The sequence below is a fragment of the Halomonas huangheensis genome, from assembly GCF_001431725.1.
Classification (GTDB): Bacteria; Pseudomonadota; Gammaproteobacteria; order Pseudomonadales; family Halomonadaceae; genus Halomonas; species Halomonas huangheensis.
This window is the reverse complement of the sequence record NZ_CP013106.1, coordinates 472,075-496,364: the sequence shown is the minus strand read 5'-3', so window position 1 is coordinate 496,364 and position 24,290 is coordinate 472,075. Positions and strand designations below refer to the sequence as shown.

Here is a 24,290-nt window from a genome sequence, read left to right as displayed (position 1 = left end):
GGAACCGATTATAACGAACCAGGGATGGCTTGACAGCCACGCCCCTGATCCACATCACTATGCCGTACGAGGCCGCTTACTCCGGCGCATCACCACACTGCTCAAGAGCGCAGCCCTAGCCCTTGAGGCGGAAGTGCCGCACCCGCATGCCGGTCACGCCCAACCACGCGAAGTACACCACACCACCGACCACCACCAGCATTGCCATTCTCAAGCCACGCTGCAGCAGATTCCAATCCAGCCAGTGATGCCACTCTGGAGACAATAACCACAGAGCGACTCCCATTGCCACACAACCACCACCGAGTTGCATGGCAAATCGCCCCCAACCCGGCTGGAAGTTCAGCACGCCCTGGCGGCGCAGCAACCAGGCCAGCATGCCGGCATTGAGAAACGCCGACAGCGCAGTAGCCAGCGCCAGACCAGCATGAGCCAGCGGCCAGATCAGAATCAGGTTGAAGACCATATTGGCCGCCATGGCGATAATGCCTACCTTGACCGGCGTCTTCGTGTCTTGACGGGCAAAGAAGCCCGGCGCCAATACCTTGATCAACATGAAGGCAACCAGCCCCAGCGCGTAGGCACGCAGGCTCATCGCCGCCATCACGATGTCATTGTCAGTCATGGCGCCATAGTGGAACAGCGTGATCAACAGCGGCTCCGCCAGCAGCGTCAGTGCCAGTGCCGCCGGTAGACCCAGCAACAAGACCGCACGCAACGCCCAATCGAGCATCTGACTGAAATGCTCCCTGGACTGCTCGGCATGACGCCGCGACAACGCTGGCAAGATCACCGTGCCAATGGCGACCCCAAACACCCCAAGCGGTAACTCGACCAGACGATCCGAGTAATACAGCCACGAGACACTACCCGCCGCCAGCAACGAGGCGAGGATGGTATCGAGCAGCAGGTTGATCTGCGATACCGAGACTCCGAAGAGCGCGGGTGTCATCAAGCGCAGGATGCGCTTTACGCCTTCGTGGGCAAAATTCGGCCAGGGGCGCGGCATCAAGCCCAGCTGAGCAAGAAATGGCACCTGAAACAGTAGTTGCGCCGCTCCAGCAATCAGTACGCCCCATGCCAACGCCATCGCCGGCTCATCCATCATCGGCGTCAGCAATACCGCCGCACCGATCAATGAAAGATTGAGCAGCACGGGGGTAAAGGCAGGGATCGCAAAGCGGTTCCAGGTGTTGAGCACGCTGCCGCTGAAGGCGGTCAAGGAAATCAGCAACAGGTACGGGAACGTCAGCCTCAACATATCTGCCGTCATCGCCAACTTGGCCGGGTCACGCGAGAACCCCGGAGCAAATAACCAGGTCAGCCAAGGCGCAGCAAGCATCGCCAGCGCCGTGATAAATGCCAGCACCATGGTCAAGCTACCGGACACGGCATCGAGCAGTTCGCGTACTTCCTGCTTGCTGCGAGTGGTCGAGTATTCCGACAGCACCGGCACAAATGCCTGATTGAAGGCACCCTCGGCAAACAAACGACGCATGAAGTTGGGGATCTTGAAGGCGACAAAGAAGGCATCCGCCCCCTGCCCGGCACCGAGCAGTGTCGCAATCACCACATCGCGCACCAGCCCCAACACCCGCGACAGCATGGTCATGCTGCTGACCACCATTCCCGAGCGCATCAGGCCGCGACGCGGCGGTGTCGCAGGCACAGCGCCGACCGGCGTGCCCTCTCCTTCCGTCATCGCGCGCTGCTGATCCCGCTCTGGCGGCGGTGGTTGACGCTCGTCACTCACGACATCACTTCCTTACTGCGTCAGGTCAGTGGTTCCCGAACCGTACCCAGCTAAACGGGATATAACAGCTGGAATCAAGACCAACACCGAGACATAAAAAAACCGGCCCTGGGCCGGTTTTTTTCGCAGATGTCGAGCAGACGCAGCTGCATCAACATCAAAAGCGCCGGGGCCAGTCCTGCACATCCATCAAAGGGGTGCGCGGGACAAATCCCCCAACCGGCTTCAAGCAGCCAGTGCTTTAATACGCTTGTTCAGACGGCTCTTCAGACGAGCGGCCTTTTTCTTGGACAGAACGTCCTTGTCAGCAATGCGGTCGATGACCGGCTGAGCTGCCTTGAACGCGCCCATTGCCTCAGCGTGGTCGCCGCCATTGATGGCCTTGATGACGCGCTTGATATAAGTACGAACCATGCTGCGCTGGCTCGCCTTCAGGACACGACGGTTTTCTGCCTGACGGGCGCGCTTACGGGCTTGTTTGCTGTTAGCCACTGACTGTCTCCTTGGAGAAAGTTGTCGTCATCGCGTAGCGATGACTTGATAACGTATTGATCCAACAGGGAATAAAAAAATCCCCACTGGTTTGGCCATCTGGCCGATTGCTGCCTGAGCAGCCAATCGTTCACGGGCCGTGTCTGAGAGGATGGCGTATCCTACCACACCCCACCACACCGTGCTATAGAAGCCACGCATTGGCGGCAATGTCAGCAGAACACTCCTCCGGGACGACCGCCCCACTCCTCGTCACTCAAGTACAAGCAACGGAGCGACAGGTAATGACAGGCAACAACGTGGTCATGCACTCAGGTCAGGACCACCAGGTTGTCGCGATGAATCAGTTCCGGGGCTTCCATATAGCCGAGTATGTCCGCAATACGCCTACTGGGTTGGCCAAGGATCTTGCCTGCGTCCTCGGCTCCATAGTTGACTAGCCCCTTGGCGATGCGTTCGCCCTGCTCGTCGACACACAGCACCATGTCGCCACGCACAAAGCTTCCCTCCACCTTGCGCACACCGACCGGCAATAGACTGGAACCGCTATCTCGCAAGACACGAACAGCGCCAGCATCCAGCGTCAAGGTGCCGCGCACCTGCAACTGGCCAGCAAGCCAGCGTTTGCGTGCGGCGATCGGTGCACGGTCCGGCGTCAACAGCGTGCCCAACGACTCGCCACCGACCAGCCGCTCCAACACCGATGCCTGGCGACCACTGGCAATCACCGTGACTGCACCGGAACGTGCGGCCAACCTTGCTGCACGCACCTTGGTCGCCATGCCACCACGCCCGAGACTGCCACCGCCACCGGCAACGGCAGCAAGAGCCGGATCGTCAGCACGACCCTCCGAGATCAACCGCGCATTGGGATCATGGCGCGGATCAGCGTCGAACAAGCCTTCCTGATCGGTAAGGATCACCAACGCTTCTGCTTCGATCAGGTTGGCTACCAAAGCCCCCAGCGTATCGTTGTCACCAAAGCGGATTTCATCGGTGACCACGGTATCGTTCTCGTTGACAACCGGCACCACACCCAGGTCAACCAGGGTGGTCAGCGCCGAACGAGCATTGAGATAGCGCTTGCGGTTGGTAAGATCATCATGGGTCAGCAGAATCTGTGCGGTCAGCAGACCGTGACGGCCAAAGTGGTTCTCGTAGGTCTCGGTGAGCACATTCTGGCCAACCGCTGCCGCTGCCTGCAACTCGTGGATTGCCGAGGGACGAGCCGACCAACCCAGACGCACCATTCCCGCCGCCACCGCGCCGGAAGAGACCAACACCACCTCGACACCGGCCTGACGAAGCGCCGCAATCTGATCGACCCAACCACCGATGGCATCATCATCGAGCCCCCGACCATCATTGGTCAGCAGAGCACTACCAATCTTCACCACCACCCGACGCGCGCCGGACAGGGCTTCACGCCCGGGAACCCGCTCTACGCTGTGCATCCTTTCCTCGAATCAACGATTCAGTTCACCGGCATCTGCCGATCAGCACGCCGGACCTATTCGCTCGCGCTTCACTGGCCCATAGGGAGTCAGGGAGCGTACTCCACCTCGACATCGTAATCATCGTCGTCGAAGTCGTCGTCATCCTCATCATCGGGGCGACGGCGCTTGCGGCCCAAACGCGCCTCGGTACGTGCGACAGACTCATCTTCCATGCGGCGACGCATTTCCTGCTCGCGCTCCATGGCTTCTTCATCTTCGTTCTCGAGCGTACGCTGCTCGGTCAGCCAGCGATGCGCCGCCTGTACCAGCGCCTCGGTGCCATCATTGGCAATCGCCGAGATGCGGAACACCGGTCCCGTCCAGTTCAGACGCTCGATGATCTGCTGAGCCACGCTCTCGCGCTCGCCTTCCGGCAGCAGATCCAATTTGTTGAGCACCAGCCAGCGCGGGCGCTCGGCCAGAGTCGGCGAGAACTGGCCCAATTCACGGATAATGGCTTCCGCCGCCACCACCGGATCTGACTCGTCGAAAGGTGCCACATCGAGAACATGGAACAGCAGACGCGTGCGGGTCAGGTGCTTGAGAAAGCGCAACCCAAGGCCGGCACCGTCAGAAGCACCCTCGATCAACCCCGGGACATCAGCCATCACGAAGTGCTCGTGCATGCCCAATTTCACTACCCCGAGGTTCGGCACCAGAGTGGTAAACGGATAGTTGGCCACCTTGGGCTTGGCCGCAGACACTGAGCGGATCAAGGTCGATTTGCCGGCATTGGGCATGCCCAGCAGGCCGACATCGGCCATCACCTTCATCTCGAAACGCAGGTTACGGCGCTCACCCTCGGTTCCAGGCGTCGTACGGCGCGGCGCGCGGTTGGTCGACGACTTGAAGTGGATGTTGCCCAGCCCACGCCGCCCGCCCTGGGCCACCTGCACGACCTGACCGATTTCGGTCACATCAGCGATGACTTCCAGAGTGTCTTCATCAATCACCGTGGTTCCTACCGGCACTTTGACGTGCAGGTCTTCACCGGCCCGACCACTCATCTGGCGACCCTGACCCGGCTGACCATTCTGCGCCTTGTAGAAACGCTGATACTTGAAATCAATCAGTGTATTGAGTGCGTCGTCACCAATCAGGTAAACGCTGCCACCGTGGCCTCCATCACCACCATCGGGGCCACCCTTGGGCACGTACTTCTCGCGCCGAAAGCTGAGGCAACCATTACCTCCGTTGCCGGCCTCGACGATGATCGAAGCTTCGTCGACGAACTGCATCAGTCATTCTCCTGGCGGACCATGTCCACCATGATACAAGAAGGCCCCGCACCTGGCGGGGCCTTCCAGAACCACATCACTGCCCTACCGGGTTAGTGTCGCGATTCGTGATGTTCGAGCGGTCTCAGGCAGAGACGACGCTAACGAACTTGCGGTTTTTCGGACCCTTGGTCTCGAACTTGACCACACCTTCGCTCACAGCGAACAGAGTATGATCCTTGCCGATACCCACACCTGTGCCAGCATGGAACTTGGTACCGCGCTGACGCACGATGATGTTGCCCGGGTTCACGACCTGACCGCCGAAAAGCTTGACGCCAAGGCGTTTGCTTTCGGAATCGCGACCGTTTCGTGTGGAGCCAGCTGCCTTCTTATGAGCCATTGCAAAGTCCTCGCTCGTTAAGGGAATAATCCGCAACGCTTCTTGCCTATAGCAGGCAAGGCGTTATCAGGCAGAAATTCCAGTGATCTTGACTTCAGTGAACCACTGACGGTGGCCCTGACGCTTCATGTGATGCTTGCGGCGACGGAACTTGATGATGGTCACCTTCTCGCCACGACCGTGAGCCACGATCTCGGCAGAGACCTTGGCACCCGAGACCAGCGGAGCACCGACAGTCACGTCGTCGTCATTGCCAACCAGCAGCACTTCGTCAAATTCGACGGTGTCGCCAGTAGGAATTTCCAGCTTCTCGAGCTTGAGAGTCTGGCCTTCCTGAACGCGGTACTGCTTACCGCCGCTCTTGATAACTGCGTACATACTTTACTCTCCGGATACTCATCGGGGTTGGCTCTTGATCGACCTGCTTCGAGTGGCACCCCTTTTGGCACCATCTGACAGGGAGCATGGATGAGTGGGCCGCGCATTATAACGATCTGTCAATCCCAGCACAAGCCAATGAACAAATTCATCGCCAACATCTTCCCTTTCCTGCGCTCTCGGCGGTATTCCGGACCTCCTTCGTCTTGACGCTCCCATGGGGGCCCCATAGCATGACCAACAGTCAGAGAAGTGATGGTTCGCGCGCTGGCACGAACATGCCATGGTGATCGGCAGCATTCATCACCTATCGATCCCATGCCTGCTTCTCACAGGGAATGCCGTCTGACACAGGCCGCCAGGAGTCCGTCGTGACACCCGCAAGCCTGTTGAAAGCCGCATTTACCAAGGCCCCCCCGGCCCCATTCACCAGTCGAAGCCGCCTTCATGTCAGTCAACGCCACGTCGCCCAACGCCGCAGCTCCCTCGCCGATCCACGCTGTGGTCGCCGACGACTTCGCCGCCGTCAACCGCAGCATTCTCGATCAACTCGCTTCTCGTATTCCGCTGGTGGAAACCATCGGCCAGTACATTATCGAAAGCGGAGGCAAACGCCTGCGGCCACTACTGGTTCTACTGGCGGCCCGGGCACTCAACTATGACGGCGAAAAGCACATCACCCTTGCCACTCTGATCGAGTTCATGCACACCTCAACACTGCTGCACGATGACGTGGTGGACGAGTCGCATATGCGTCGGGGCAAGGCGACGGCCAACGATGCCTGGGGCAACGCACCTTCCGTGCTGGTCGGCGACTTTCTCTATTCACGCTCCTTCCAGATGATGGTCGAGATCGGCTCGATGCGTGTCATGGAGATCCTGTCAGCGGCGACCTGCACCATTGCCGAAGGTGAAGTCCAGCAATTGACCAATGTCGGCAATCCGGATACCGACGAGGCCGCCTACTTCGAAACCATCCAGGGCAAGACAGCGATGTTGTTCGAGGCCGCTTCCCACACCGGCGCCATCCTCGCCGATGCAACACCACAGCAGGAACAGGCCATGGCCGCATATGGCCGCTATCTGGGCCTCGCCTTCCAATTGGTCGATGATCTTCTCGACTACCAGGGAGATGCCAGGTCCATGGGCAAGAATGTCGGCGACGACCTCGCCGAGGGCAAGCCAACCCTGCCCCTGATCCAGGCCATGGCTGTCGGCACACCAGAGCAAGCCAAACTGATCAGGCGCGCCATTCGCAAAGGTGGGCTGGAGCACCTGGACGAAGTCCTGGCGGTTATCGATGCCACTGGATCTCTTGACTATACTCGCCAGAAGGCCGAAGAGATGTCGGCGCGCGCCCTTGCCGAACTTGAGCACCTCCCTGCATCTCCCTATCGCGATAGCATGGCGGAGTTGGCGAAGCTGGCAGTAGAGCGCAAGACCTGAAAACGGATAAAACCAAACCTCCAAGGCTTGCATAAACACGCTAAATCCGTATACTACGCAACCGTTGAGGCAAGGCCTCAGCAGCGTCGGAATATAGCTCAGCTTGGTAGAGCGCTGCCTTCGGGAGGCAGAGGTCGTAGGTTCGAATCCTGCTATTCCGACCAGAAATTCCGCAAAAGCGGCCACTTAGCTCAAACGAGCGGTGGCCGTTTTTCGTTGCGGGGCGATTCTGGCCTCCACGCATCCCGTTTGCGCCCTCCTTCCAGCAGACAATCTTCTGCGAGTGGAAACAGCAATGCGCACCGGAAACCACCAGCATCCTCGGTAACATTCACACAAGACAAATGACACTCAGGCAACGAGGCCGCTACGCCCCATCAAGCAGGAAGGTTGAGCTGCCAGGAGACGCCAAAACAATCGACTACCCAGCCGAATCTGCGACTGAACCCGTAATCATCCAACGGCATCATGATCTGCCCTCCTTCAGCCAGATCGGTAAAGGCCTCCTGCAATGCTTCCGGGGTTTCGAAATCCACCAATAAGGATGTTGACGGAGAAAAGTCAAAGTCATGCGGGACAGGGCTATCGATGACCATCAAGTCATGGCCGCAGAAGGAGATTCTTGCCTGCTTCACCAACCCCGGCTTGCTGGCTTCCTCTTCCGGCCAGCATTCCATGCTCTGGACAACAAAGTCGGAAAATATCCGTCGATATACCGTGAGCGCCTCGGAGGCGTTACCCTGGAACATCAAGTGTGTCGAAACGCGAGTCATATTCCGCTCCCGGCTGTTTCAAGAATGCTCCATCACCATTGCATATCCCCGACCAGACTGCCCATTGACCAGGCATCACAACCCTCTCTCAACACGGCTCAGCAGATAGCGCGCTGTCGATAGCGACTCCGATTCTCTTACCTGCCAATGATCGCTGATGATTCCCAGATAAGCCTGGCGGGCGTATTCCAGCAACTTGCCGTGCTCGGCGGGGCTGCGTGTCAACGCCCACTGTGCCGCCACATCCTTGGATACGAAATCACCTACTTCCAATGTTCTCCACATCCGGGCAAGCGTCAGCAGTACATTACGCTCATCTCCCTGCAGGCCGGCAAGCAGACTCGGTAACAGGTCGCCTGTCGCACGTCGCACCTGGGCCCTGGTGATGATCGGTACCAGCTCCGCCAACGCAGGCCCCACCAGCGGCAAGGCTTCCTGACGAGCCTGAGCCAGCACCAGCGTCAATTCGGGCTCGCACTCGACGCCAGGAACACTGCCCATCTCCAGCTCCTCACGTAGCCATTCGCCGTATACGAACTCGCTACACGCCGGATATCGCAGATTTACCAGCTCCGTTCGTCTAAAGATCATCACTTCCAGCGGCCGCAGACCTGTCGTCTCTTCCGGTGACGCCGAGTATGCCAGCAGCTCGGTGACCAATTGCTGCCGAAGTGCAGGAGTCAGTGGCTGCTCGACAACCACCAGCACATCCACATCGCTATCCCGGCGCAGTCCACTGGTAACCGCAGAGCCATGCAGATACACCGCTATCAACGAGTCGCTCAGATACCGCTGCAACACCAGTTGAATAGACGCCAACAGCGCCCGTATATCAGGAGGCAACGAATCAGTCGCAGCACTTGATGTCATATTTGCCCCTCCCTTATCTGCAGTGACCCGACTCAAGGATGCAACGAGCACCGATATGTCGGCATAATGTCGACGTCATCTATTACCAACGGACAGGTTCGCGAAAGGAATTCGCATGATGAAACTGAATAGACACCTTCTACTCGTGTGTTTTTGCGCAGTATACGCCCCGGGAGTCCTGGCTGACGGGGCAGATTCGCTTTGCGGCGCCCGGGAGGAAGAGGTATTGCAGCAGCTGCAGCTCGCCAGGGAAAGCGACAATACACACCGAGAACAAGAGTTGCGGCACACTCTTGAGCATATTCGGGAATACTGCACCGACGAGGGTCTGATTGCCGACGCAGAAGCCGCGGTGCGGGAAAGTCGTGAAGAAGTCCGCGGAGAACAGCGGAGCCTCGAGGAGACGCTAGAGGAAGGCGTCCCGGAAGATATCGCAGAGCAGCGCGAAGAGCTTGGAGAGGCTGAAAAGGAGCTCAACGCGCACATCCAGCAACTCAGAGCTCTCCGAGGACCACAGTAACATATCCACGCCGCCCCATATTCAGCAGCAACAACTCGAAAGCACCACCAATCCGCCCCGCAGTTTCTTCTGCAATGTTGCGGTAACTACCGCCACTTTAAGACACCATCAAAGATAGAACTTAAGTATATTATACCAAAGATAGCGCATACTTCCTCCCTCATACCATGACCTCTCCAATAACCGTGGTTGTGGGCTTTTGTCTGTATAAAAAACGTCAGATCGTGATTACCAGAACATACGGTAACTTGCAGATTCCAGGCGACTTCTCTATATCATGTAACCGGTTACAGATATGTTGTACATTCAATATTTATGACCAGGAAGTACCAAGCATGCTAACAAATCTGCCTGGTATTCTCATACGAAAGGGAGACCTTTACTCATGACAGACTCCTACCAAATTACGTCCTTCAATCGTCTACTCCCGGCGATAGAGCTTCCAATGGCTCACCGGGAGTTCGCACATGGATAGTTACTACCTCAGCCGCAGAAAGCTGTTGCGCAACAGCCTGGTTGGCACAATGGGCCTCGCCATTCCAGGTACGATCTCCTTGGCTGCAAACGCTCAGAAAGTGAGTCCTGAGGCTCAGGAATTGAGAGGCAACATCAACCATTCAGTCGCTCGCTGGACTTATGACTTCCTCAGTCTGGAGGAGCTGTGCCAACTCGTCGCAAGCGTTGGCTTCTCAGCGATAGATCTGGTGGGGCCGGAGGGTTGGGATACCCTCAAGCGTTACGGTATCGACTCATCCATGTGCAACGGAGCGGAACCCAACCTCGAAGATGGTTGGAGTGACCACCGCTTTCACTCCGCGCTGGTGGAAAGCTATCTCCGCCATATCGACCTGGTAAACGAGGCCGGCTACCAGAACCTGATCTGTTTCAGCGGCAACAAGCGTGAATTGTCGGACGAACAGGGACTGCAGAATGCCGAGCAGGGCCTGAAGCGGATCCTCGCGCGAGCGGAACAGAAAGGCGTAACGCTGCATATGGAGCTGCTCAACAGCAAGGTTGATCACCCCGACTACCTCTGTGACAACTCCACATGGGGGATCGAGCTATGCAAGCGCCTTGATTCACCCAACTTCAAACTGCTCTATGACATCTATCACATGCAGATCAGTGAAGGAGATGTCATTCGAACCATCCGCGAAAACCATCAGTACTTTGGCCATTACCATACCGCCGGAGTCCCCGGGCGCCACGAGCTTGATACCAATCAGGAGCTGTATTACCCAGCGATCATGCAGGCCATACACAGCACCGGATTCACTGGCTACGTTGCCCAGGAATTCAAGCCAAGTGGAAGCACAACAGAAGATAAGCTCAACGCTCTTTCCGCCGCAATACACACCTGCGACATCTAAAACCACTGCATATATACCTTCCCTCTCTACATAAAAAATAGAGATCTATCGGTTAATTATTGCGACGGGACGACAAGCAGAAATCCTCATACTCAACAACAAAAGGATGTATCAAGAGTGAACAACAACTCCAACCTGGGCGCGCTATGCATCGGCTCCATCGCCACATTTTTCAGCCTGTCGGCAATGGCCGATTTCACCTATGAAAATGGTCACAACCGTCTGTCTTTTGGCGGTGATGTCGAACTCGATATCAATGCGCAGAATACCCACTCAGGCAAGGGCCCGATCTTTTTTGAGGATGAAATCGACAATGGCGACGAATTCAGTCAGACGGGCCGCATACTGTTGGACGTCAGCGGAGAGCGCACCAGCGACAGCGGCAACTACGCGCGTTTCAAGGTTCAGCCACTGGTGCAGACAGATGGTGATATGGGAGTTGATGACGCCTGGCTGGCCATCGGCAACAAAAGGGGCACCCAACTCAAGGTAGGACGCTTCGAAGCCTATGACCTTTTCCCTCTCGGTCAGGACGTGTTCGTTGGCTACAGCGGTGACACTTCTGATGGTCTCTATCGCGATGGACAGGGCTACGTCTATCAGGCGAAGGAAGGCCGTGGACGCGGAGGTGATGCGGGACAACTCATGGTCAACCACAGCAGTGGCGACTTCTATGCAGAGGTTTCCACGCTTTTTGGTGATCGCACCGACCTGTTCGACTCTTCTACCTACCATGGTTACACCATCGACCCCGACGATGATGCCAAGAGCTCTCTCATCGTGCGTCCCGTTCTCGCATGGACACCGGGCTCCTGGACATTTGCTGCGGGCATGGAAGCCAACCTGGTGGATGATGCCATCGTTGATGAACGTGGTGCAGACGTCAGTGATCGAACCGGCTACGGGACACGAGTATCCTGGGATTCCGGCGACTGGAGCGTGAACGCCAACCTGTCGCTGCTGGATGCCTATGAGGAAGAAAACGTGACCCTGGGGCTGAACGCACTCTGGAAGGGCTTCGGCGTCGGCTACATCCATGCCCAGAATGATATCGATGAGGTCAAGCCGGGCAGCAACGAAGATGATGCCATCAGCGTTGCCGGCAAGTACTCCATCGACACCCTGTACACTTCCTATCACTTTGCCGATGTGCTCGACGTCAAGGACCTCGGCATCTACCTTGGCGCTTACTACAGCACCATCGAGCACGATGAAGTCGACAATCCGGATGACGCCGACCGCTATGGCGCCAGGCTGCGCTTCAAGTACCTGCTGTAGTTCAACGTCAACGTTCAACATCAACATCAACGTTCAGAATCGAGATCAGGAATCAGGCACAACGCCAGCTGGGCCGGCAGTAATCGCCGGCCCGCTCCCCATTGGGAAACCTGCCGATACCCCTCAATAAATAGCTTATTTACCCAACATTCTCTGCACGATCCCGCTTGTTTGCGCTTGGATAGGCTGAAGTTCCACGATAAAATCCAGCCTTTTCACTCAGGCCTCTCGCATGGAACAGATACGCCTAAGTGACTGGTTCGGATGGTGTCCCGAGAATGTCGGCAATTTTCAGCATCCCCAGTTGCTGAACATGGATAAACCGGGGCAGTCGCTACCTGCCATGCTGCGCAGACGGCTGGACAACTCCGGCAGAGCCGTCTGTGACCTGCTCGCCCGCCTTGATCCCGATGCCAATTGTCCGCTGATCCATGCCTCTCGCCATGGCGACGCCAGCCGCACCCTGTCCATGCTCAAGGAGTTGGTCAGCGACGAGGCTCCATCGCCGACACGCTTTTCCATGTCGGTACACAACGCCACGCTCGGTGTGCACTCGATTGCCCACGATCACCGACGGCCACTCCAGGCACTGAGCGCCAGCGGCAATGAGCTGGAAGCCCTGATCTGGGAAGCCCATGGTTATCTCGCCCAGGGGCAGTCGAGCGTTGTCATTGCCTTCAGCGAAAGCGAGCAGCCCAGGGACTATATCGGTTATACCGACCACCCTGGTTTTCCATGTGCTGTGGCAATGCGTCTGAGTCTGACTCAGGGGAAGGTCGTGCGCGCTACCGCTGGCAACCAGGGAGCCGCGGGTATACCACACCCTTTCGATGTGATCCGCTGGCTGAGCGGTGAGAAGGAAGCGCTGATCGCCCGTCAACAATGGCGTCTGGAGCAACCGTGAGCCTGGACCAGTGGCGGCGCGGCGCCGGTACCGCGCTATCCTTTGCTACCTTTGGCATCGGCGGCTTGACCATCGGCCTACTGATCTCGCCGTTACTGCAGCTCTGTGTGCGCGACCGCGACCGCCGTCAACATATAGCTCGCCACCTGATCCAGCGCCTGTTTCGTTTCTTCATCGCCATCATGAAGGGCCTTGGCGTGCTCGACTACCAGTTGACAGGCGCCGAGCATCTACAACGTCCCGGGCGCTTGATTCTGGCCAACCACCCCTCATTGATCGACGTGGTTTTCCTGCTGGCGCATACTCCCAACGCGGCCTGTATCGTCAAAGGCAAGTTGGCCAGCAACCCCTTTACCCGGGGGCCAATTCGCGCGGCCGGCTACATTGCCAACCGTGACCCGGAAGCCGTACTCGAGGCCGCCCACGCCAGTCTCGCACGGGGTGACTCTCTGATACTGTTTCCTGAAGGAACACGCACCGTACCCAACAGGCCAATCAAGTTCCGACGTGGAGCCGCCAATATCGCCCTGCGCACCGAGGCGCCAATCACTCCGGTACTGATAGACTGCACGCCCACTACCTTGACCAAGGGTGACCCCTGGTACCACATCCCCAAAAGCAAGGTATTGATGAGTCTACATATTCTGGATGACCTTCCGCCCAGGGCGTCGTCTTCTCTACCTCGCGGCCAACAGGCTCGGCTGTTGACCCGTGAGTTGAGTGACTACTTCAATAAGGAACTGGAGCTCTTATACGATGAGCGAAACACGACAGCTAGCGCATGACTTGAAGTGCATGATCATCGAGACTCTTGAGCTTGAAGACATCACTCCCGACGATATCGACGACCAGGCGCCCCTGTTCGGTGAAGGACTCGGGCTGGACTCGATCGACGCCCTTGAGCTGGGTCTGGCCTTGCAGAAACGCTACGGAATCAAACTCGACGCGGAAGCCGAGGACACCCGTCGCCATTTCGCGAGCCTTGCCGCGCTGCAGGCTATGGTGGAGGAACGACGTGTCAACTGAAACCACCAATACCCCCTCCCGTGAACAGATTCTCGCTCACGTGCAACGCACTCTGGTGGAACTGTTCGAAGTCTCCGCAGAGGAAGTCACACCTGATGCCAGGCTGTATGAAGATCTCGATATCGACAGCATCGATGCCGTCGATCTGGTCGTCGAGCTCAAGCAGTTCACTGGCCGTAGAATCGACCCCGAAGCCTTCAAGTCGGTGCGCACCATCGACGATGTGGTCACGGCCGTCGAAACCTTGATGCGTGACTGACGTAAGCAAAAAAGTGCACGCAAGCCGATTCCTGTGGGCGATCGTGGCTATGGCCTGGCCTCTTGCCGTCTGGTGGTTGATGGACAGCCTGGGGCCCTGGCCGCTGCTGCTGGTCGGTTGCACACTGATCGCCTGGCGCTTGCCCCAGGCCAGAGCATTGGCCATCAGTGCTGCCATCACATTGCTGCTGGTCGGGCTACTGGTCGATGCCGAGCTGGGTATGCGCGGTTACCCGGTAGCAGTCAATGCGATAATGCTGGCCGTCTTCACCACCAGTCTGTGGCGCGGCCCGCCGATCATCGAGCGCCTGGCACGCCTGCGTGAACCCGACCTACCCGCCTCCGGCGTGCGTTACACGCGGCGAGTTACCCAGGCCTGGTGTATGTTTTTCGTGATCAACGGCAGCATTGCGGCCTGGACGGCCTGTTACGCTGACCTCTCGACCTGGTCGCTGTACAACGGCGCCATCAGTTATGTCTTGATGGGCCTGATGTTTGTCGGTGAGTGGTGTTGCCGTCGCCGAATGCGGAGTCATCTGTGAACTACACGCCTCTGATCCAAAGTCCCTGGCGCACCGAACCGAAGAATGAACATGACATGCCCGATGTCTGGTGCAGTGCATCCCGCCTGCGCCCACACATTGACGCCTGGCGAGCCTGGCTTCAGGGCCGTTCCATGGGGCGCTGGCTGCTGTTCGAACCGGACCCGGCTGCCTTTACCGCCGCCCTGCTGGCGCTATGGGAGACCGGCCGCAGTGCGGTGCTGGCCAGCGACGATCGCAGCGAAACACTGGCGCGCCTTGTCAGCAAAGTCGATGGCAGGATCGAAGGTGTCCCTTCTCCAGCGGCCGCTCCACTACCTGCTCCCGTCGACATCGATGCTCAAGCGGAAGCCGTGGTGCTCTATACCTCCGGCTCCACTGGGGAGCCGGCCATGCATGCCAAGAGCTTCGCACAGTTGGCCAATGAACTGGATTGCCACGCACAGCTGTGGCCACTGGAGTGCCATGCGGTCATTTCCCAGGTCAGCCATCAGCATATCTATGGATTCTTTGCCGGTATCCTGCGCCCCCTGTGCCATGGTCTGCCCTTCTGTGGAGCCGACAGTCGTTACCCCGAACCCATGGCCGCCAGACTCGGTGAAGCCCAGGCCGCAAATCGTGAAACGCTGCTGGTATCATCCCCCGCGCAGCTATCGCGCCTGCCCGATCACATTGATTGGCAAGCCGCGCCGCCCTCGCTGGTGTTGTCGTCCGGGGCACCGTTGGCTCTCACCGATGCCGAACGCTGTGAGCATTTACTTGGCGCACCGGTAATAGAACTCTACGGCAGTACCGAAACCGGCGGTATTGCCCGGCGACGCCAGACTCAAGGCACGGTCTGGACACCACTCTCCGGTGTCGAAACGCGAGAGACCCAGGGCCTGCTGGAATTGCGTTCGCCGTTTCTGCCTGCCGAGTACCAGGCACCCAACGTCTGGTGGGCACAGCAGGACCGCGTCGAGATCACCAATGCAGGCTTCCAGTTGTTGGGGCGAGCCGACCGAGTGACCAAGGTGGCCGGCAAGCGTGTTTCCCTATCGTCCATCGAGCGCCATCTGTCACAGCTGCCTCAGGTTGAGGCGGCACACTGCGTTGACCTGGCGCGCCGTGATGGCCGGGTCGGCGTTGTCGTTGCCATGCCCCGAGATCAATTGCCTTACCAGCATGAGGCTCGACGCGAACTGATTCGCAGCATGCATACGCACCTGACGACACTGCTGGAGGCGGTGGTCATTCCGCGTTACTGGCGATTTGTCGAACAGATTCCGGTCAATCGTCAGAGCAAGCACGACCATGGCAATATTCGGCGCCTGTTTGCCGACCTCGACAACCCGCGTATTGCCAGATGGCTGGGAGAGCGCTCCGATAGCGAAGACCAGCGTCAGATCTTCCTCGAGATCCCGGAACGCCTCTGCTATCTCGATGGTCACTTCAAGGGTTTCCCACTGGTTCCCGGTGTCGTGCTGGTGCAATGGGCCGTTGAACATGCCCGCAGCACCTTCAGTGAACCCGGTGAGTTTCGTGGCGTCGAACGACTCAAGTTCCAGAAGATCGTGCGTCCCGGTCAACGTCTGACCCTCAACCTGACGCGCAAGGCCGACAGTATCAGCTTCAGTTATGACTCTCCTCAGGGACGCCACGCCACGGGCCGTGTCAGGCTCGTCACGGAGCGTGACGATGGCTGAGCTGTGTCCCTGTGCCATCATTCCGGTCTACGATCACCCCGCCACCATTGCCGGGGTCTGCGAGCACATCTCCGAGCTCGGCCTGCCAGTGGTGCTGATTGATGATGGCAGCGGATCGGAATGTCGCGAGGAACTGGAAAGGCTCTCCATTGCCGGTCACCATCTTGTTCGCCACAGCGCCAACCGCGGCAAGGGCGCAGCGGTGCGCACCGGCATCGCCGAAGCCAAGCGCCTCGGTTACACCCATGCCCTTCAGGTCGATGCCGACGGTCAGCACCATTCCGATGACCTGCCTGCGTTCCTCGCCGCCATGCTGGAGTCTCCATCGAGCCTGGTGGTCGGCTATGCCGAATACGACGATACAGTTCCCAAGGTACGCCACTATGGACGCTACGCGACTCATGTCTGGGTGTGGATCAACACGCTGTCGCTGGATATTCGCGACTCCATGTGTGGAGTACGCCTCTATCCCGTGGCTGCAACCAACGTACTGTTGGCTCACCAGCACACCGGCGACCGCATGACATTCGACACCGAAGTACTGGTGCGCTGGCACTGGAGCGGTGGCCGGATCGTCAACCTGCCGGTCCGTGTCCACTATCCTGAAGGTGGTGTCAGTCATTTTGCTCTATGGCGCGACAATGCCCAGATCAGTTGGATGCACACTCGTCTTTTCCTCGGCATGCTCATCCGACTACCCAAGCTATTGCTGCGTCGCTGGAGGTCGAAATGAACCAACACCACTGGGCATCGATCGGTGAACGAGGCACGCTGACCGGGATGATGTTGATGGTCCGCCTGCGCCGTCTCGGCGAGTGGCCGTTCCGCCTGGTACTCGGTCCGGTCATCCTGTGGTATTACCTTGCCCATCGTTTGGCCCGCCAGGCATCCCGCGAGTACCTGGCTCGTCTGATGCCCGAACTCAAGCAGCGCCCCATCGCCTGGCGCCTGCGCAGCCTGCGTCATTTCTTTACCTTCGGCCAGGCACTGATGGACAAGGTTGCCGCCTGGAACGGTGAGCATGCTCCCGAAACACTGAACGGCACCGGCGTGGATAACTTCCGCGAGGCTTTCGCCGAGGGCCACGGGGGACTGGTGCTGGTTTCGCACCATGGCAACCTCGACGTGGTCAATGCGCTGAGCGAACAGCACGCCAACCTGCAACTGACTGTGCTGATGCATACCCGCAATGCACAAAAATTCAATCAACTACTCGAACGCGCCACAGGGCGCCGACAACCTGACATCCTCGACGTCAGCGACCTATCGCCCGCCAGCGCCCAGCAGCTCGATCAACGCATTCGTGATGGCGGTTTTGTGGTGATCGCCGCCGACCGTATTTCTCCCAGCGAGCAGCGCTATCGACAACTGGAGTTCCTCGGCGCTGATGCAGGCTTCCCCGAGGGACCTTTCATTCTGGCAACGCTGTTGCGCTGCCCGGTCTACTACCTATCCTGTGTTCGCGAGAACAACAGCTTTACGGTGACGTTCGATAAATTCGACGATACCTCGCGTCTGGCGCGCGCCGATCGAGAGGCGTGGATGGCCGATGCCATGCAACGCCATGTTGCACTTCTAGAGCAACAGGTACGGCGCCATCCCATGCAGTGGTTCAATTTCTACCCTTTCTGGCAAGACCCCGAGGCACGTTGACATGACCCAGCCCCCAGCCTCCTCAACGCTCGCCCGCACGGATCGGCAGCGTACTGAAGGACAGCCGATCATTCTCGACGGGCAGCCGATCGACCTCGAAGATGTACTCACGGTTGCCGAAGGCCGTTGCAAGGTTGCACTTTCCAGCGACCCGGCCTTTCGCACCCATATCGATTCAGGCCAGCAGTTCCTCGAACGTCTGCTTGCCGAGGAAGGCGTGGTCTATGGTGTGACCACCGGCTATGGCGACGCCTGCACTCGTGCCGTTGCCGCCGAGGATATCGACAGCCTTCCGCACCAGCTGTTCACCTTCCATGGCTGCGGCATGGGCCAGTCCCTCTCTGTCGAGGCGGCGCGCGCCGTGGTGCTGGTGCGTCTGGTATCGCTGTGCCGTGGCGTCTCGGGAGTCAGTTTCGAACTGCTCGAGCGTCTGGCGTGGTTGCTCGAGGAAGACGTGATACCGGTGATCCCTGAAGAGGGCTCGGTCGGCGCCAGTGGCGACCTGACCCCGCTGTCCTACCTCGCGGCCGTACTCTGCGGAGAGCGCGAAGTGATCGACAACGGGCAATGCCGCCCGGCCAGCGAGGCCCTTGCCCAGCGAAGTCTGACGCCGTATCGCCTCAAGCCCAAGGAAGGCCTCGCGCTGATGAACGGTACTGCGGTGATGACCGCGCTCGCCGCTCTGGCCTTCTCTCGCTGCGAATACCTCACCCACCTGACCACACGCATTACCGCGCTGTCGGTCCAGGCGTTGGACGGCAACCCCTATCATTTCGACGCCGACTTGTTTGCCGCCAAGCCGCACCCCGGACAACAGCGTGTTGCCGCGCGCCTGCGTGATGACCTGCACGCGCCCAGCACTCCACGTAACTCGCCACGCCTGCAGGATCGCTACTCGACACGCTGTGCACCGCACGTTATCGGCGTGGTCGAGGATGCTCTGCCCTGGTGGCGCGAGTTTCTGACCAATGAACTCAACAGTGCCAACGACAACCCGCTGATTGACGTCGAGGCCGGTAAGGTCATGCACGGTGGGCACTTCTACGGCGGGCATGTAGCCTTTGTCATGGACAGCCTCAAGCAGGCCACAGCCAACCTCGCCGACCTGCTCGACCGTCAACTGGCGCTGCTGGTCGACAGCCGCTACAACCATGGCCTGCCGAGCAACCTGAGCGGTGCCAGCGCTTCGCGTCTGCCGCTCAATCACGGTTACAAGGCGGTGCAGATCGGCGCGTCGGCCTGGACGGCGGAAGCCCTCAAGCTGACCATGCCGGCCAGCGTCTTCTCGCGCTCCACCGAGTGCCACAACCAGGACAAGGTCAGCATGGGCACCATCGCCGCGCGCGACGCACTGCGGGTGCTGACTCTGGTCGAGCAGGTCGCCGCCGCAACCCTGCACGCTACCTGTCAGGGCGTCGAACTGCGTCGCCAATTGCAGAGCGCGACACCGACTCCTCAACGCCTTGCCGAGTTCGTCGAGCAGGTGCGCAAGGAGATAGCGCCGCTGGAGGAGGATCGTGCCCTGGATCGAGACCTCAACCATCTCTGCCGCCTGATTCGCCAGCGACATTGGAGCCTTTATGACGCCAGCTGATCATCCCCTACCACGCGTCGAGACGGAGCTCGAGATCCCTTTTCATGACATCGACATGATGGAGGTCGCCTGGCATGGCCATTACGTGCGTTACCTGGAGATCGCGCGCTGCCGACTGCTGGAGAGTATCGAGTACAACTATCCGCAGATGAAGGCCTCGGGTTATGCCTGGCCGGTGATCGACCTGCGTATTCGCTATGCTGCCCCCATTCGCTTTGCCCAACGCATCCGCATCGAAGCACGCATCAGTGAATGGGAGCACCGGCTGAAGGTCGATTACACCATCCGCTGTGCCGATAGCGGCAAACGTCTGACACGCGCCTGGACCATCCAGGTCGCAGTCGGCCTGAACGACCAGGAAATGTGCCTCGCATCACCGCCGTCACTGCTTGAACGGCTCATCGCCTGGCAGGAGACTCGATCATGACAAGGCTGTTTTCCGCTGCTCTGTTTTCCACTGCACTGTTTTCCACTGTTCTCTTTTCCACGACCCTGTGTACCGGCCTGATGGCACTGACACGCGATCAGGCCCATGCCGCCGATTCAGCTCCGTCCAATACCATCGATGCCGAACGTCTTGCCAGCCGGCTTGCCAGGCAGGCCCCAGCCTGCGTCAGCTTCGAGCAACAGCGCTGGATCGCTGATCTGGAGAACGAACTTACCAGCTCCGGGTATTTTCATCGCCGCCCCGATGGCCTGGTGTGGCAAACGCTGACCCCGGTGGAAAGCCGTGTGCTGCTGTCACCCGACAATCCAGAGCTGTCCCCCGGCATGCGCGCGTTACTGCCAGTCCTCAGCGGCCTGCTCGAAGGCGACTGGAGTGAACTGCAGGAGCACTTCGATATTGAGCTCGACGGCGAGATGAATGCCTGGCGCGCAGCATTGAAGCCCCGTGACAAACGAGTGGCCGAACACCTCGAGCAGATTGCCCTGGATGGCGGCGTACGCATTGACGGCATGAATATTCAGTTCACCAACGGCGACCGCCTGTCACTGACTCTGGAACCCGTGGCCTGCTCGACATTGCCCCAGGTGGCGACAGAGGACCACGAGTGAGGCCAGCATCACTCTCGGCGCGCGTGGCAGCCTTCACATGGGCTGTGATACTGCTGCTGTGTGCGCTGTTCGTTGGCCACCAGATCTGGCATGGCACGCCTCTCGATACCCGTATCACTGCGCTGTTGCCGGAATCGCACGACCAGCAGATTCTGCAACACGCCGATGCCAGCCTCGGCAAAACCTACGAGAGGCGCCTGCTGGTGCTGGTCAAGGGCGACGACTCGGCACAAGCCGCCGAGCAGTTACGCGCACAGCTGAAGAGCAGCGGAGTGGTGGCCTCGCTCGACAGCAAGACACCGCCACGCCCCGATCAGACACTTTCCGACTATCGCTACCGGCTATTGAGCGCAGAACTGCAACAGGCCGACGGAGACAGCTGGCGTAAGCAGGCCCTGGCCCGATTGTTCACACCGGGAATGGAAACCGATCTGCTGCGCGACCCCTTCGGCCTGCTGGATCAATGGCTGAACGAGCGCCTGTCCGGACCGGTCAGTTGGCTGGATGGAGGACCCAGCATCGACTCCGCAGAAGGCCGCTGGCGAGTGATCAGCGCCACGCTGGATGGTGATCCCTACCAACTCGCTCTACAGACTCGTCTGACCGAAACCCTTGATGCCTTCAAGGCAGCACATCCACAGTTGACGGTACTGAGAGCGGGGGTGGTCTTCCATGCCGCCGCTGGTGCACAGCAGGCACGCAGCGAGATCAGCACCATTGGACTGGGGTCGTTACTCGGCATCATCGTGCTGTTGGCGTTGGTGTTTCGCCGCGTCAGCGTACTGGTCTCCCTGCTGCTGCCGGTATTCTCCGGACTAGTGCTGGCCACCGCCGTCAGTTGGGCACTGTTCGAATCGCTCAACCTGATTACGCTGGCCTTTGGCGCCAGCCTGATCGGCATCTCGGTGGACTACGCCCTGCACCTGCAGTGCTATCGCCAGCTACATCCCCAACGCTCGCTGTCACAGCTATGGCCCAGCCTGTTTCTTGGCCTGCTGACCAGTCTATGTGCGTACCTCGTACAGTTGGCCACCCCCATGCCGGGTCTGCGTCAGATGGCGACCTTCACCGCACTGGGACTGATCGGCGCCTGGTTGACGGTGCGACTCTGGCTACCACTGCTGTCCATACACCCTCACCCAGCCACGTCCCGCATTGCCGAGAGACTCAACCGCTGGCGGCTGACCCGGCCACGCCTGCCGATTGTGCTTGCCGCCAGCCTGGTGCTGTCGACGGCAACTCTGGTGGCAATGATTTCGACAACCCTGAGTCACGACCTGCGGCAACTCAATCCATCTCCCAGTGGCTTGATTACCGAACAGCAGCATGTACAACGCCTGATGCAGCGCCCGGCAAGCTTCCGTTATCTGGTGGTCCGCGCCGATACCGGAGAGGCATTGCTGCAACGGCTTGAGGACATTGACCCATCACTGGCCAGCCTTGCCAGGGATGGCCATCTGGACTCCTGGCAACACATCGCTCAGGCCGTCCCCTCGCAGGCCACTCAACAGCGCAACCTGACGCTGGTACGCCAGCGTTACCAGGATGTGCTGCCGGAATTGCTCACCCAGGCCGGACTCGATCCGTCGCTCAGCGAGCGCCTGAGCCAGCGTCTCGATGATGTCCCCGAGTTGACGGTCAGCGATTGGTTGAGCTCACGTGCCGGTGAAGGCAGCCGTTCCCTGTGGCTGGAGGATACCGATACACCAACGGCGCTGGTGCTGCTGGGCGACATCGACACCCGTGGCGTCGCCGAGCTACAGGAACTGGCGGAAGCACCGGATATCCTCTATCGCGACCGCGTCAGCGCACTATCCAATCAGTTGACGATTCTCAGCAAGGAAATCAGTCAATGGCTGCTGTTGGCTGTGGTTGTCGTCATCGCTGGACTCAGCTGGCGCTATCGCCAGCGTGCCTGGCGAGCATTACTGCCGCCCGTCGGAGCCGTTGCAGTAACCCTCGGCCTGTTCGCCGCCACCCATACCGGTCTGACCCTGTTCCATCTGTTGGGCCTGCTGCTGGTACTGGGTATCGGGCTCGATGCCGGTATCTTCAGTACCGAGCACCCCGCGGATGGTAGTGCCTGGCTGGCGATCACTCTATCCTGCGCCTCAAGCCTGTTGGCGTTCGGTCTGCTGGCATTCAGTGCGACCCCCGCGCTGCATTTCCTCGGTACGACCTGCCTGATCGGCCTGGTCGCCACCTGGTGTCTGGTACCGCTGGCGCGTGGCGTCCAACCCCACGACCCGCAGCATCTCGGCTCTCAAGCCATTGACTCCTCGGAGACGCGTTCTGATGAAACCCACTGAACACACTGACATCGCGATAATCGGCGCTGGTCCGTCAGGGGCTGCTGCTGCGGCCTGGTTGGCAGGGCGTGGCCACCAGGTTCGGGTGTTCGAGCGCGGCCATTTCCCACGCTTTTCGATTGGCGAGAGTCTCTTGCCTCAGTGCATGCCGCACCTGGAGGCCTGTGGGCTACTGGAATTCGTCGCCAATGCCGGTTATCAACACAAGAATGGCGCTGCCTTCTGTCGCCGGGAGGAATACACCGCCATCGACTTTCGCCACAAGTTCAGTGACGGCCCCGGCACCACCTGGCAAGTCGAGCGCGCGGACTTCGATCAGCGTCTGATCGAGGGCGCCATGACGCTCGGCGCACGCGTCGACTTCGGAGTGACCGTGACCGACTTCGACGCCGACCCTCAAGCTCCAGGCCTCGAAGTCGTCAACGAACAGGGTGAGCAGAGCCGAATCCAGGCACGCTTCGTTCTCGATGCCAGCGGCTATGGTCGTGTCCTCGCACGCCTCGAACAGCTCGATCGGCCTTCTTCTCTGGCTCCGCGGGCGGCGCTATTCACTCATGTCGAGGACCATATCACCGCCACCGACCATGACCGCGACAAGATTCTGATCGGCATCCACCCCCAGCATCCGAGCATCTGGTATTGGTTGATTCCATTCAGCAATGGTCGCGCTTCGGTCGGTGTCGTCGGCGAGCCGGAGCGAATAGATGCCGTCGCCGCCGATGACAGCGCCCGGCTTCAGGCACTGCTGGGTCAAGAGCCACGTTTCGCACGCGTGCTGGAGAATTCCCGTCCCGTGCGTGATGTTCAGCGTCTGGCGGGGTATTCGGCCGATATCGAACGCCTGCATGGACCGGGCTTCGCCATTCTCGGCAATGCCGGTGAGTTCCTCGATCCGGTATTCTCCTCCGGCGTGACCATCGCTCTGGACTCGGCACTACGTGCTGCTCCATTGGTCGAGCGCCAGTTACAGGGCGAGAACATCGACTGGGCAACGCAGTTCGAGATACCGCTACGCGAGGGCGTCGCCACCTTTCGAGACTACGTTGACGCCTGGTACGATGGCAGCCTACAGACCATCATCTTCCATCAACGCCAGGAAGTTCGTCTGCGTGAGATGATTGCCTCGGTGCTGGCCGGCTACGCCTGGGATACCACCAATCCCTATGTTGCCGCCAGTCGCCGTCGCTTGAAGAGTCTCGCGGAACGCTGTGCGATGGACCAGCAGCCTGGCTGAACCAACCGCAGCAGGTTCGGCAACCGACGCCGA

At 59.3% G+C, this 24,290-nt stretch carries 25 protein-coding genes and 1 tRNA gene; 18 read left to right on the top strand and 8 right to left on the bottom strand.

The annotated features are described in order from the left end of the window. Positions 1-115: 115 nt before the first annotated feature. From murJ to rplU, 6 genes are all read right to left on the bottom strand, one after another. Positions 116-1,702, bottom strand: coding sequence for a murein biosynthesis integral membrane protein MurJ (murJ, locus tag AR456_RS02365; RefSeq protein ID WP_031208278.1), 1,587 nt, complete (start codon positions 1,700-1,702; stop codon positions 116-118). Between the two features lie 276 nt (positions 1,703-1,978). Beyond that, positions 1,979-2,245: a 30S ribosomal protein S20 gene (gene rpsT / locus AR456_RS02360; RefSeq protein ID WP_021819733.1), complete on the bottom strand. Its 267-nt coding sequence runs from the start codon at positions 2,243-2,245 to the stop codon at positions 1,979-1,981. A gap of 311 nt (positions 2,246-2,556) precedes the next feature. Next, entirely contained in the window at positions 2,557-3,699 is a 1,143-nt protein-coding gene (proB, locus tag AR456_RS02355) for a glutamate 5-kinase (protein WP_021819732.1), read from the bottom strand. Positions 3,700-3,788: 89 nt separating this feature from the next. Further along, positions 3,789-4,979 carry an Obg family GTPase CgtA gene (gene cgtA / locus AR456_RS02350; protein WP_021819731.1) on the bottom strand — a complete coding sequence of 397 codons (1,191 nt, stop codon included), beginning with the start codon at positions 4,977-4,979 and terminating at the stop codon, positions 3,789-3,791. 124 nt (positions 4,980-5,103) lie between these two features. Beyond that, the gene (gene rpmA, locus AR456_RS02345) at positions 5,104-5,361 is read right to left on the bottom strand and encodes a 50S ribosomal protein L27 (protein WP_021819730.1); all 258 of its coding nucleotides are present in this window, start codon (positions 5,359-5,361) and stop codon (positions 5,104-5,106) included. 66 nt (positions 5,362-5,427) lie between these two features. Then, the gene (gene rplU, locus AR456_RS02340; RefSeq protein ID WP_021819729.1) at positions 5,428-5,739 is read right to left on the bottom strand and encodes a 50S ribosomal protein L21; all 312 of its coding nucleotides are present in this window, start codon (positions 5,737-5,739) and stop codon (positions 5,428-5,430) included. A 447-nt stretch (positions 5,740-6,186) separates the two neighbouring features. Here rplU and ispB point away from each other — a divergent pair, with 447 nt between their 5' ends. Continuing rightward, the gene (gene ispB, locus AR456_RS02335; protein ID WP_021819728.1) at positions 6,187-7,185 is read left to right on the top strand and encodes an octaprenyl diphosphate synthase; all 999 of its coding nucleotides are present in this window, start codon (positions 6,187-6,189) and stop codon (positions 7,183-7,185) included. Positions 7,186-7,272: 87 nt separating this feature from the next. Next, positions 7,273-7,349: transfer RNA gene (locus AR456_RS02330), tRNA-Pro, on the top strand. Between the two features lie 213 nt (positions 7,350-7,562). Here the strand turns inward: AR456_RS02330 and AR456_RS02325 are convergent. Further along, positions 7,563-7,958 carry a VOC family protein gene (locus AR456_RS02325; protein ID WP_021819727.1) on the bottom strand — a complete coding sequence of 132 codons (396 nt, stop codon included), beginning with the start codon at positions 7,956-7,958 and terminating at the stop codon, positions 7,563-7,565. 75 nt (positions 7,959-8,033) lie between these two features. Beyond that, a complete protein-coding gene (locus AR456_RS02320) occupies positions 8,034-8,828 on the bottom strand; it encodes an aminoglycoside adenylyltransferase family protein (RefSeq protein WP_021819726.1) in 795 nt (264 codons plus the stop codon). A 115-nt stretch (positions 8,829-8,943) separates the two neighbouring features. On the opposite strand from AR456_RS02320, the gene AR456_RS02315 reads away from it, so the two are divergent. From AR456_RS02315 to AR456_RS02240, 16 genes are all read left to right on the top strand, one after another. After that, on the top strand, positions 8,944-9,348 hold the full coding sequence (locus tag AR456_RS02315; protein WP_021819725.1) for a DUF1090 domain-containing protein: 405 nt from the start codon (positions 8,944-8,946) through the stop codon (positions 9,346-9,348). Positions 9,349-9,815: 467 nt separating this feature from the next. Beyond that, on the top strand, positions 9,816-10,718 hold the full coding sequence (locus AR456_RS02310; protein ID WP_021819724.1) for a hydroxypyruvate isomerase family protein: 903 nt from the start codon (positions 9,816-9,818) through the stop codon (positions 10,716-10,718). A gap of 117 nt (positions 10,719-10,835) precedes the next feature. After that, positions 10,836-11,996, top strand: a complete 1,161-nt coding sequence (locus AR456_RS02305) for a carbohydrate porin (RefSeq protein ID WP_021819723.1) — start codon at positions 10,836-10,838, stop codon at positions 11,994-11,996. Positions 11,997-12,228: 232 nt separating this feature from the next. Continuing rightward, complete coding sequence (locus tag AR456_RS02300; protein ID WP_021819722.1) at positions 12,229-12,900, top strand: beta-ketoacyl synthase chain length factor; 672 nt, start codon at positions 12,229-12,231, stop codon at positions 12,898-12,900. Next, positions 12,897-13,685 (top strand): lysophospholipid acyltransferase family protein, encoded by a 789-nt coding sequence (locus AR456_RS02295; RefSeq protein ID WP_021819721.1) that lies wholly within the window; start codon positions 12,897-12,899, stop codon positions 13,683-13,685. The genes AR456_RS02300 and AR456_RS02295 overlap by 4 nt, the downstream gene beginning before the upstream one ends. 10 nt (positions 13,686-13,695) lie before the next feature. Then, positions 13,696-13,926 carry a phosphopantetheine-binding protein gene (locus AR456_RS02290; protein WP_021819720.1) on the top strand — a complete coding sequence of 77 codons (231 nt, stop codon included), beginning with the start codon at positions 13,696-13,698 and terminating at the stop codon, positions 13,924-13,926. After that, complete coding sequence (locus tag AR456_RS02285) at positions 13,916-14,185, top strand: acyl carrier protein (RefSeq protein ID WP_021819719.1); 270 nt, start codon at positions 13,916-13,918, stop codon at positions 14,183-14,185. Before AR456_RS02290 ends, AR456_RS02285 begins: the two co-directional genes overlap by 11 nt. Positions 14,186-14,234: 49 nt before the next feature. Beyond that, a complete protein-coding gene (locus AR456_RS02280) occupies positions 14,235-14,726 on the top strand; it encodes a COG4648 family protein (protein ID WP_021819718.1) in 492 nt (163 codons plus the stop codon). 56 nt (positions 14,727-14,782) lie between these two features. Beyond that, complete coding sequence (locus AR456_RS02275) at positions 14,783-16,411, top strand: ApeI family dehydratase (RefSeq protein WP_051995778.1); 1,629 nt, start codon at positions 14,783-14,785, stop codon at positions 16,409-16,411. Continuing rightward, positions 16,404-17,144, top strand: a complete 741-nt coding sequence (locus AR456_RS02270) for a glycosyltransferase family 2 protein (protein ID WP_021819716.1) — start codon at positions 16,404-16,406, stop codon at positions 17,142-17,144. Before AR456_RS02275 ends, AR456_RS02270 begins: the two co-directional genes overlap by 8 nt. Then, positions 17,141-18,064: an LpxL/LpxP family acyltransferase gene (locus AR456_RS02265; protein ID WP_021819715.1), complete on the top strand. Its 924-nt coding sequence runs from the start codon at positions 17,141-17,143 to the stop codon at positions 18,062-18,064. Before AR456_RS02270 ends, AR456_RS02265 begins: the two co-directional genes overlap by 4 nt. Before the next feature lies 1 nt (position 18,065). Further along, a complete protein-coding gene (locus tag AR456_RS02260; protein WP_021819714.1) occupies positions 18,066-19,658 on the top strand; it encodes an HAL/PAL/TAL family ammonia-lyase in 1,593 nt (530 codons plus the stop codon). After that, positions 19,645-20,085 carry an acyl-CoA thioesterase gene (locus tag AR456_RS02255; protein WP_021819713.1) on the top strand — a complete coding sequence of 147 codons (441 nt, stop codon included), beginning with the start codon at positions 19,645-19,647 and terminating at the stop codon, positions 20,083-20,085. Before AR456_RS02260 ends, AR456_RS02255 begins: the two co-directional genes overlap by 14 nt. Further along, complete coding sequence (locus AR456_RS02250; protein ID WP_021819712.1) at positions 20,082-20,714, top strand: LolA-related protein; 633 nt, start codon at positions 20,082-20,084, stop codon at positions 20,712-20,714. The genes AR456_RS02255 and AR456_RS02250 overlap by 4 nt, the downstream gene beginning before the upstream one ends. Continuing rightward, positions 20,711-23,023, top strand: coding sequence for an MMPL family transporter (locus tag AR456_RS02245; RefSeq protein WP_021819711.1), 2,313 nt, complete (start codon positions 20,711-20,713; stop codon positions 23,021-23,023). Before AR456_RS02250 ends, AR456_RS02245 begins: the two co-directional genes overlap by 4 nt. After that, positions 23,010-24,257 (top strand): NAD(P)/FAD-dependent oxidoreductase, encoded by a 1,248-nt coding sequence (locus AR456_RS02240; protein WP_021819710.1) that lies wholly within the window; start codon positions 23,010-23,012, stop codon positions 24,255-24,257. Before AR456_RS02245 ends, AR456_RS02240 begins: the two co-directional genes overlap by 14 nt. The last annotated feature ends 33 nt before the right edge of the window (positions 24,258-24,290 follow it).

Coding starts and splice junctions, on each gene's coding strand:
- murJ (WP_031208278.1), bottom strand. CDS start 1,702: ATGACGGAAGGAGAGGGCACGCCGGTCGGCGCTGTGCCTGCGACACCG.
- AR456_RS02275 (WP_051995778.1), top strand. CDS start 14,783: ATGCCCGATGTCTGGTGCAGTGCATCCCGCCTGCGCCCACACATTGAC.
- AR456_RS02270 (WP_021819716.1), top strand. CDS start 16,404: ATGGCTGAGCTGTGTCCCTGTGCCATCATTCCGGTCTACGATCACCCC.
- AR456_RS02280 (WP_021819718.1), top strand. CDS start 14,235: ATGGCCTGGCCTCTTGCCGTCTGGTGGTTGATGGACAGCCTGGGGCCC.
- AR456_RS02290 (WP_021819720.1), top strand. CDS start 13,696: ATGATCATCGAGACTCTTGAGCTTGAAGACATCACTCCCGACGATATC.
- rpmA (WP_021819730.1), bottom strand. CDS start 5,361: ATGGCTCATAAGAAGGCAGCTGGCTCCACACGAAACGGTCGCGATTCC.
- AR456_RS02265 (WP_021819715.1), top strand. CDS start 17,141: ATGAACCAACACCACTGGGCATCGATCGGTGAACGAGGCACGCTGACC.
- AR456_RS02310 (WP_021819724.1), top strand. CDS start 9,816: ATGGATAGTTACTACCTCAGCCGCAGAAAGCTGTTGCGCAACAGCCTG.
- AR456_RS02325 (WP_021819727.1), bottom strand. CDS start 7,958: ATGACTCGCGTTTCGACACACTTGATGTTCCAGGGTAACGCCTCCGAG.
- cgtA (WP_021819731.1), bottom strand. CDS start 4,979: ATGCAGTTCGTCGACGAAGCTTCGATCATCGTCGAGGCCGGCAACGGA.
- AR456_RS02255 (WP_021819713.1), top strand. CDS start 19,645: ATGACGCCAGCTGATCATCCCCTACCACGCGTCGAGACGGAGCTCGAG.
- AR456_RS02300 (WP_021819722.1), top strand. CDS start 12,229: ATGGAACAGATACGCCTAAGTGACTGGTTCGGATGGTGTCCCGAGAAT.
- rplU (WP_021819729.1), bottom strand. CDS start 5,739: ATGTACGCAGTTATCAAGAGCGGCGGTAAGCAGTACCGCGTTCAGGAA.
- ispB (WP_021819728.1), top strand. CDS start 6,187: ATGTCAGTCAACGCCACGTCGCCCAACGCCGCAGCTCCCTCGCCGATC.
- AR456_RS02260 (WP_021819714.1), top strand. CDS start 18,066: ATGACCCAGCCCCCAGCCTCCTCAACGCTCGCCCGCACGGATCGGCAG.
- AR456_RS02320 (WP_021819726.1), bottom strand. CDS start 8,828: ATGACATCAAGTGCTGCGACTGATTCGTTGCCTCCTGATATACGGGCG.
- proB (WP_021819732.1), bottom strand. CDS start 3,699: ATGCACAGCGTAGAGCGGGTTCCCGGGCGTGAAGCCCTGTCCGGCGCG.
- AR456_RS02250 (WP_021819712.1), top strand. CDS start 20,082: ATGACAAGGCTGTTTTCCGCTGCTCTGTTTTCCACTGCACTGTTTTCC.
- AR456_RS02315 (WP_021819725.1), top strand. CDS start 8,944: ATGATGAAACTGAATAGACACCTTCTACTCGTGTGTTTTTGCGCAGTA.
- AR456_RS02240 (WP_021819710.1), top strand. CDS start 23,010: ATGAAACCCACTGAACACACTGACATCGCGATAATCGGCGCTGGTCCG.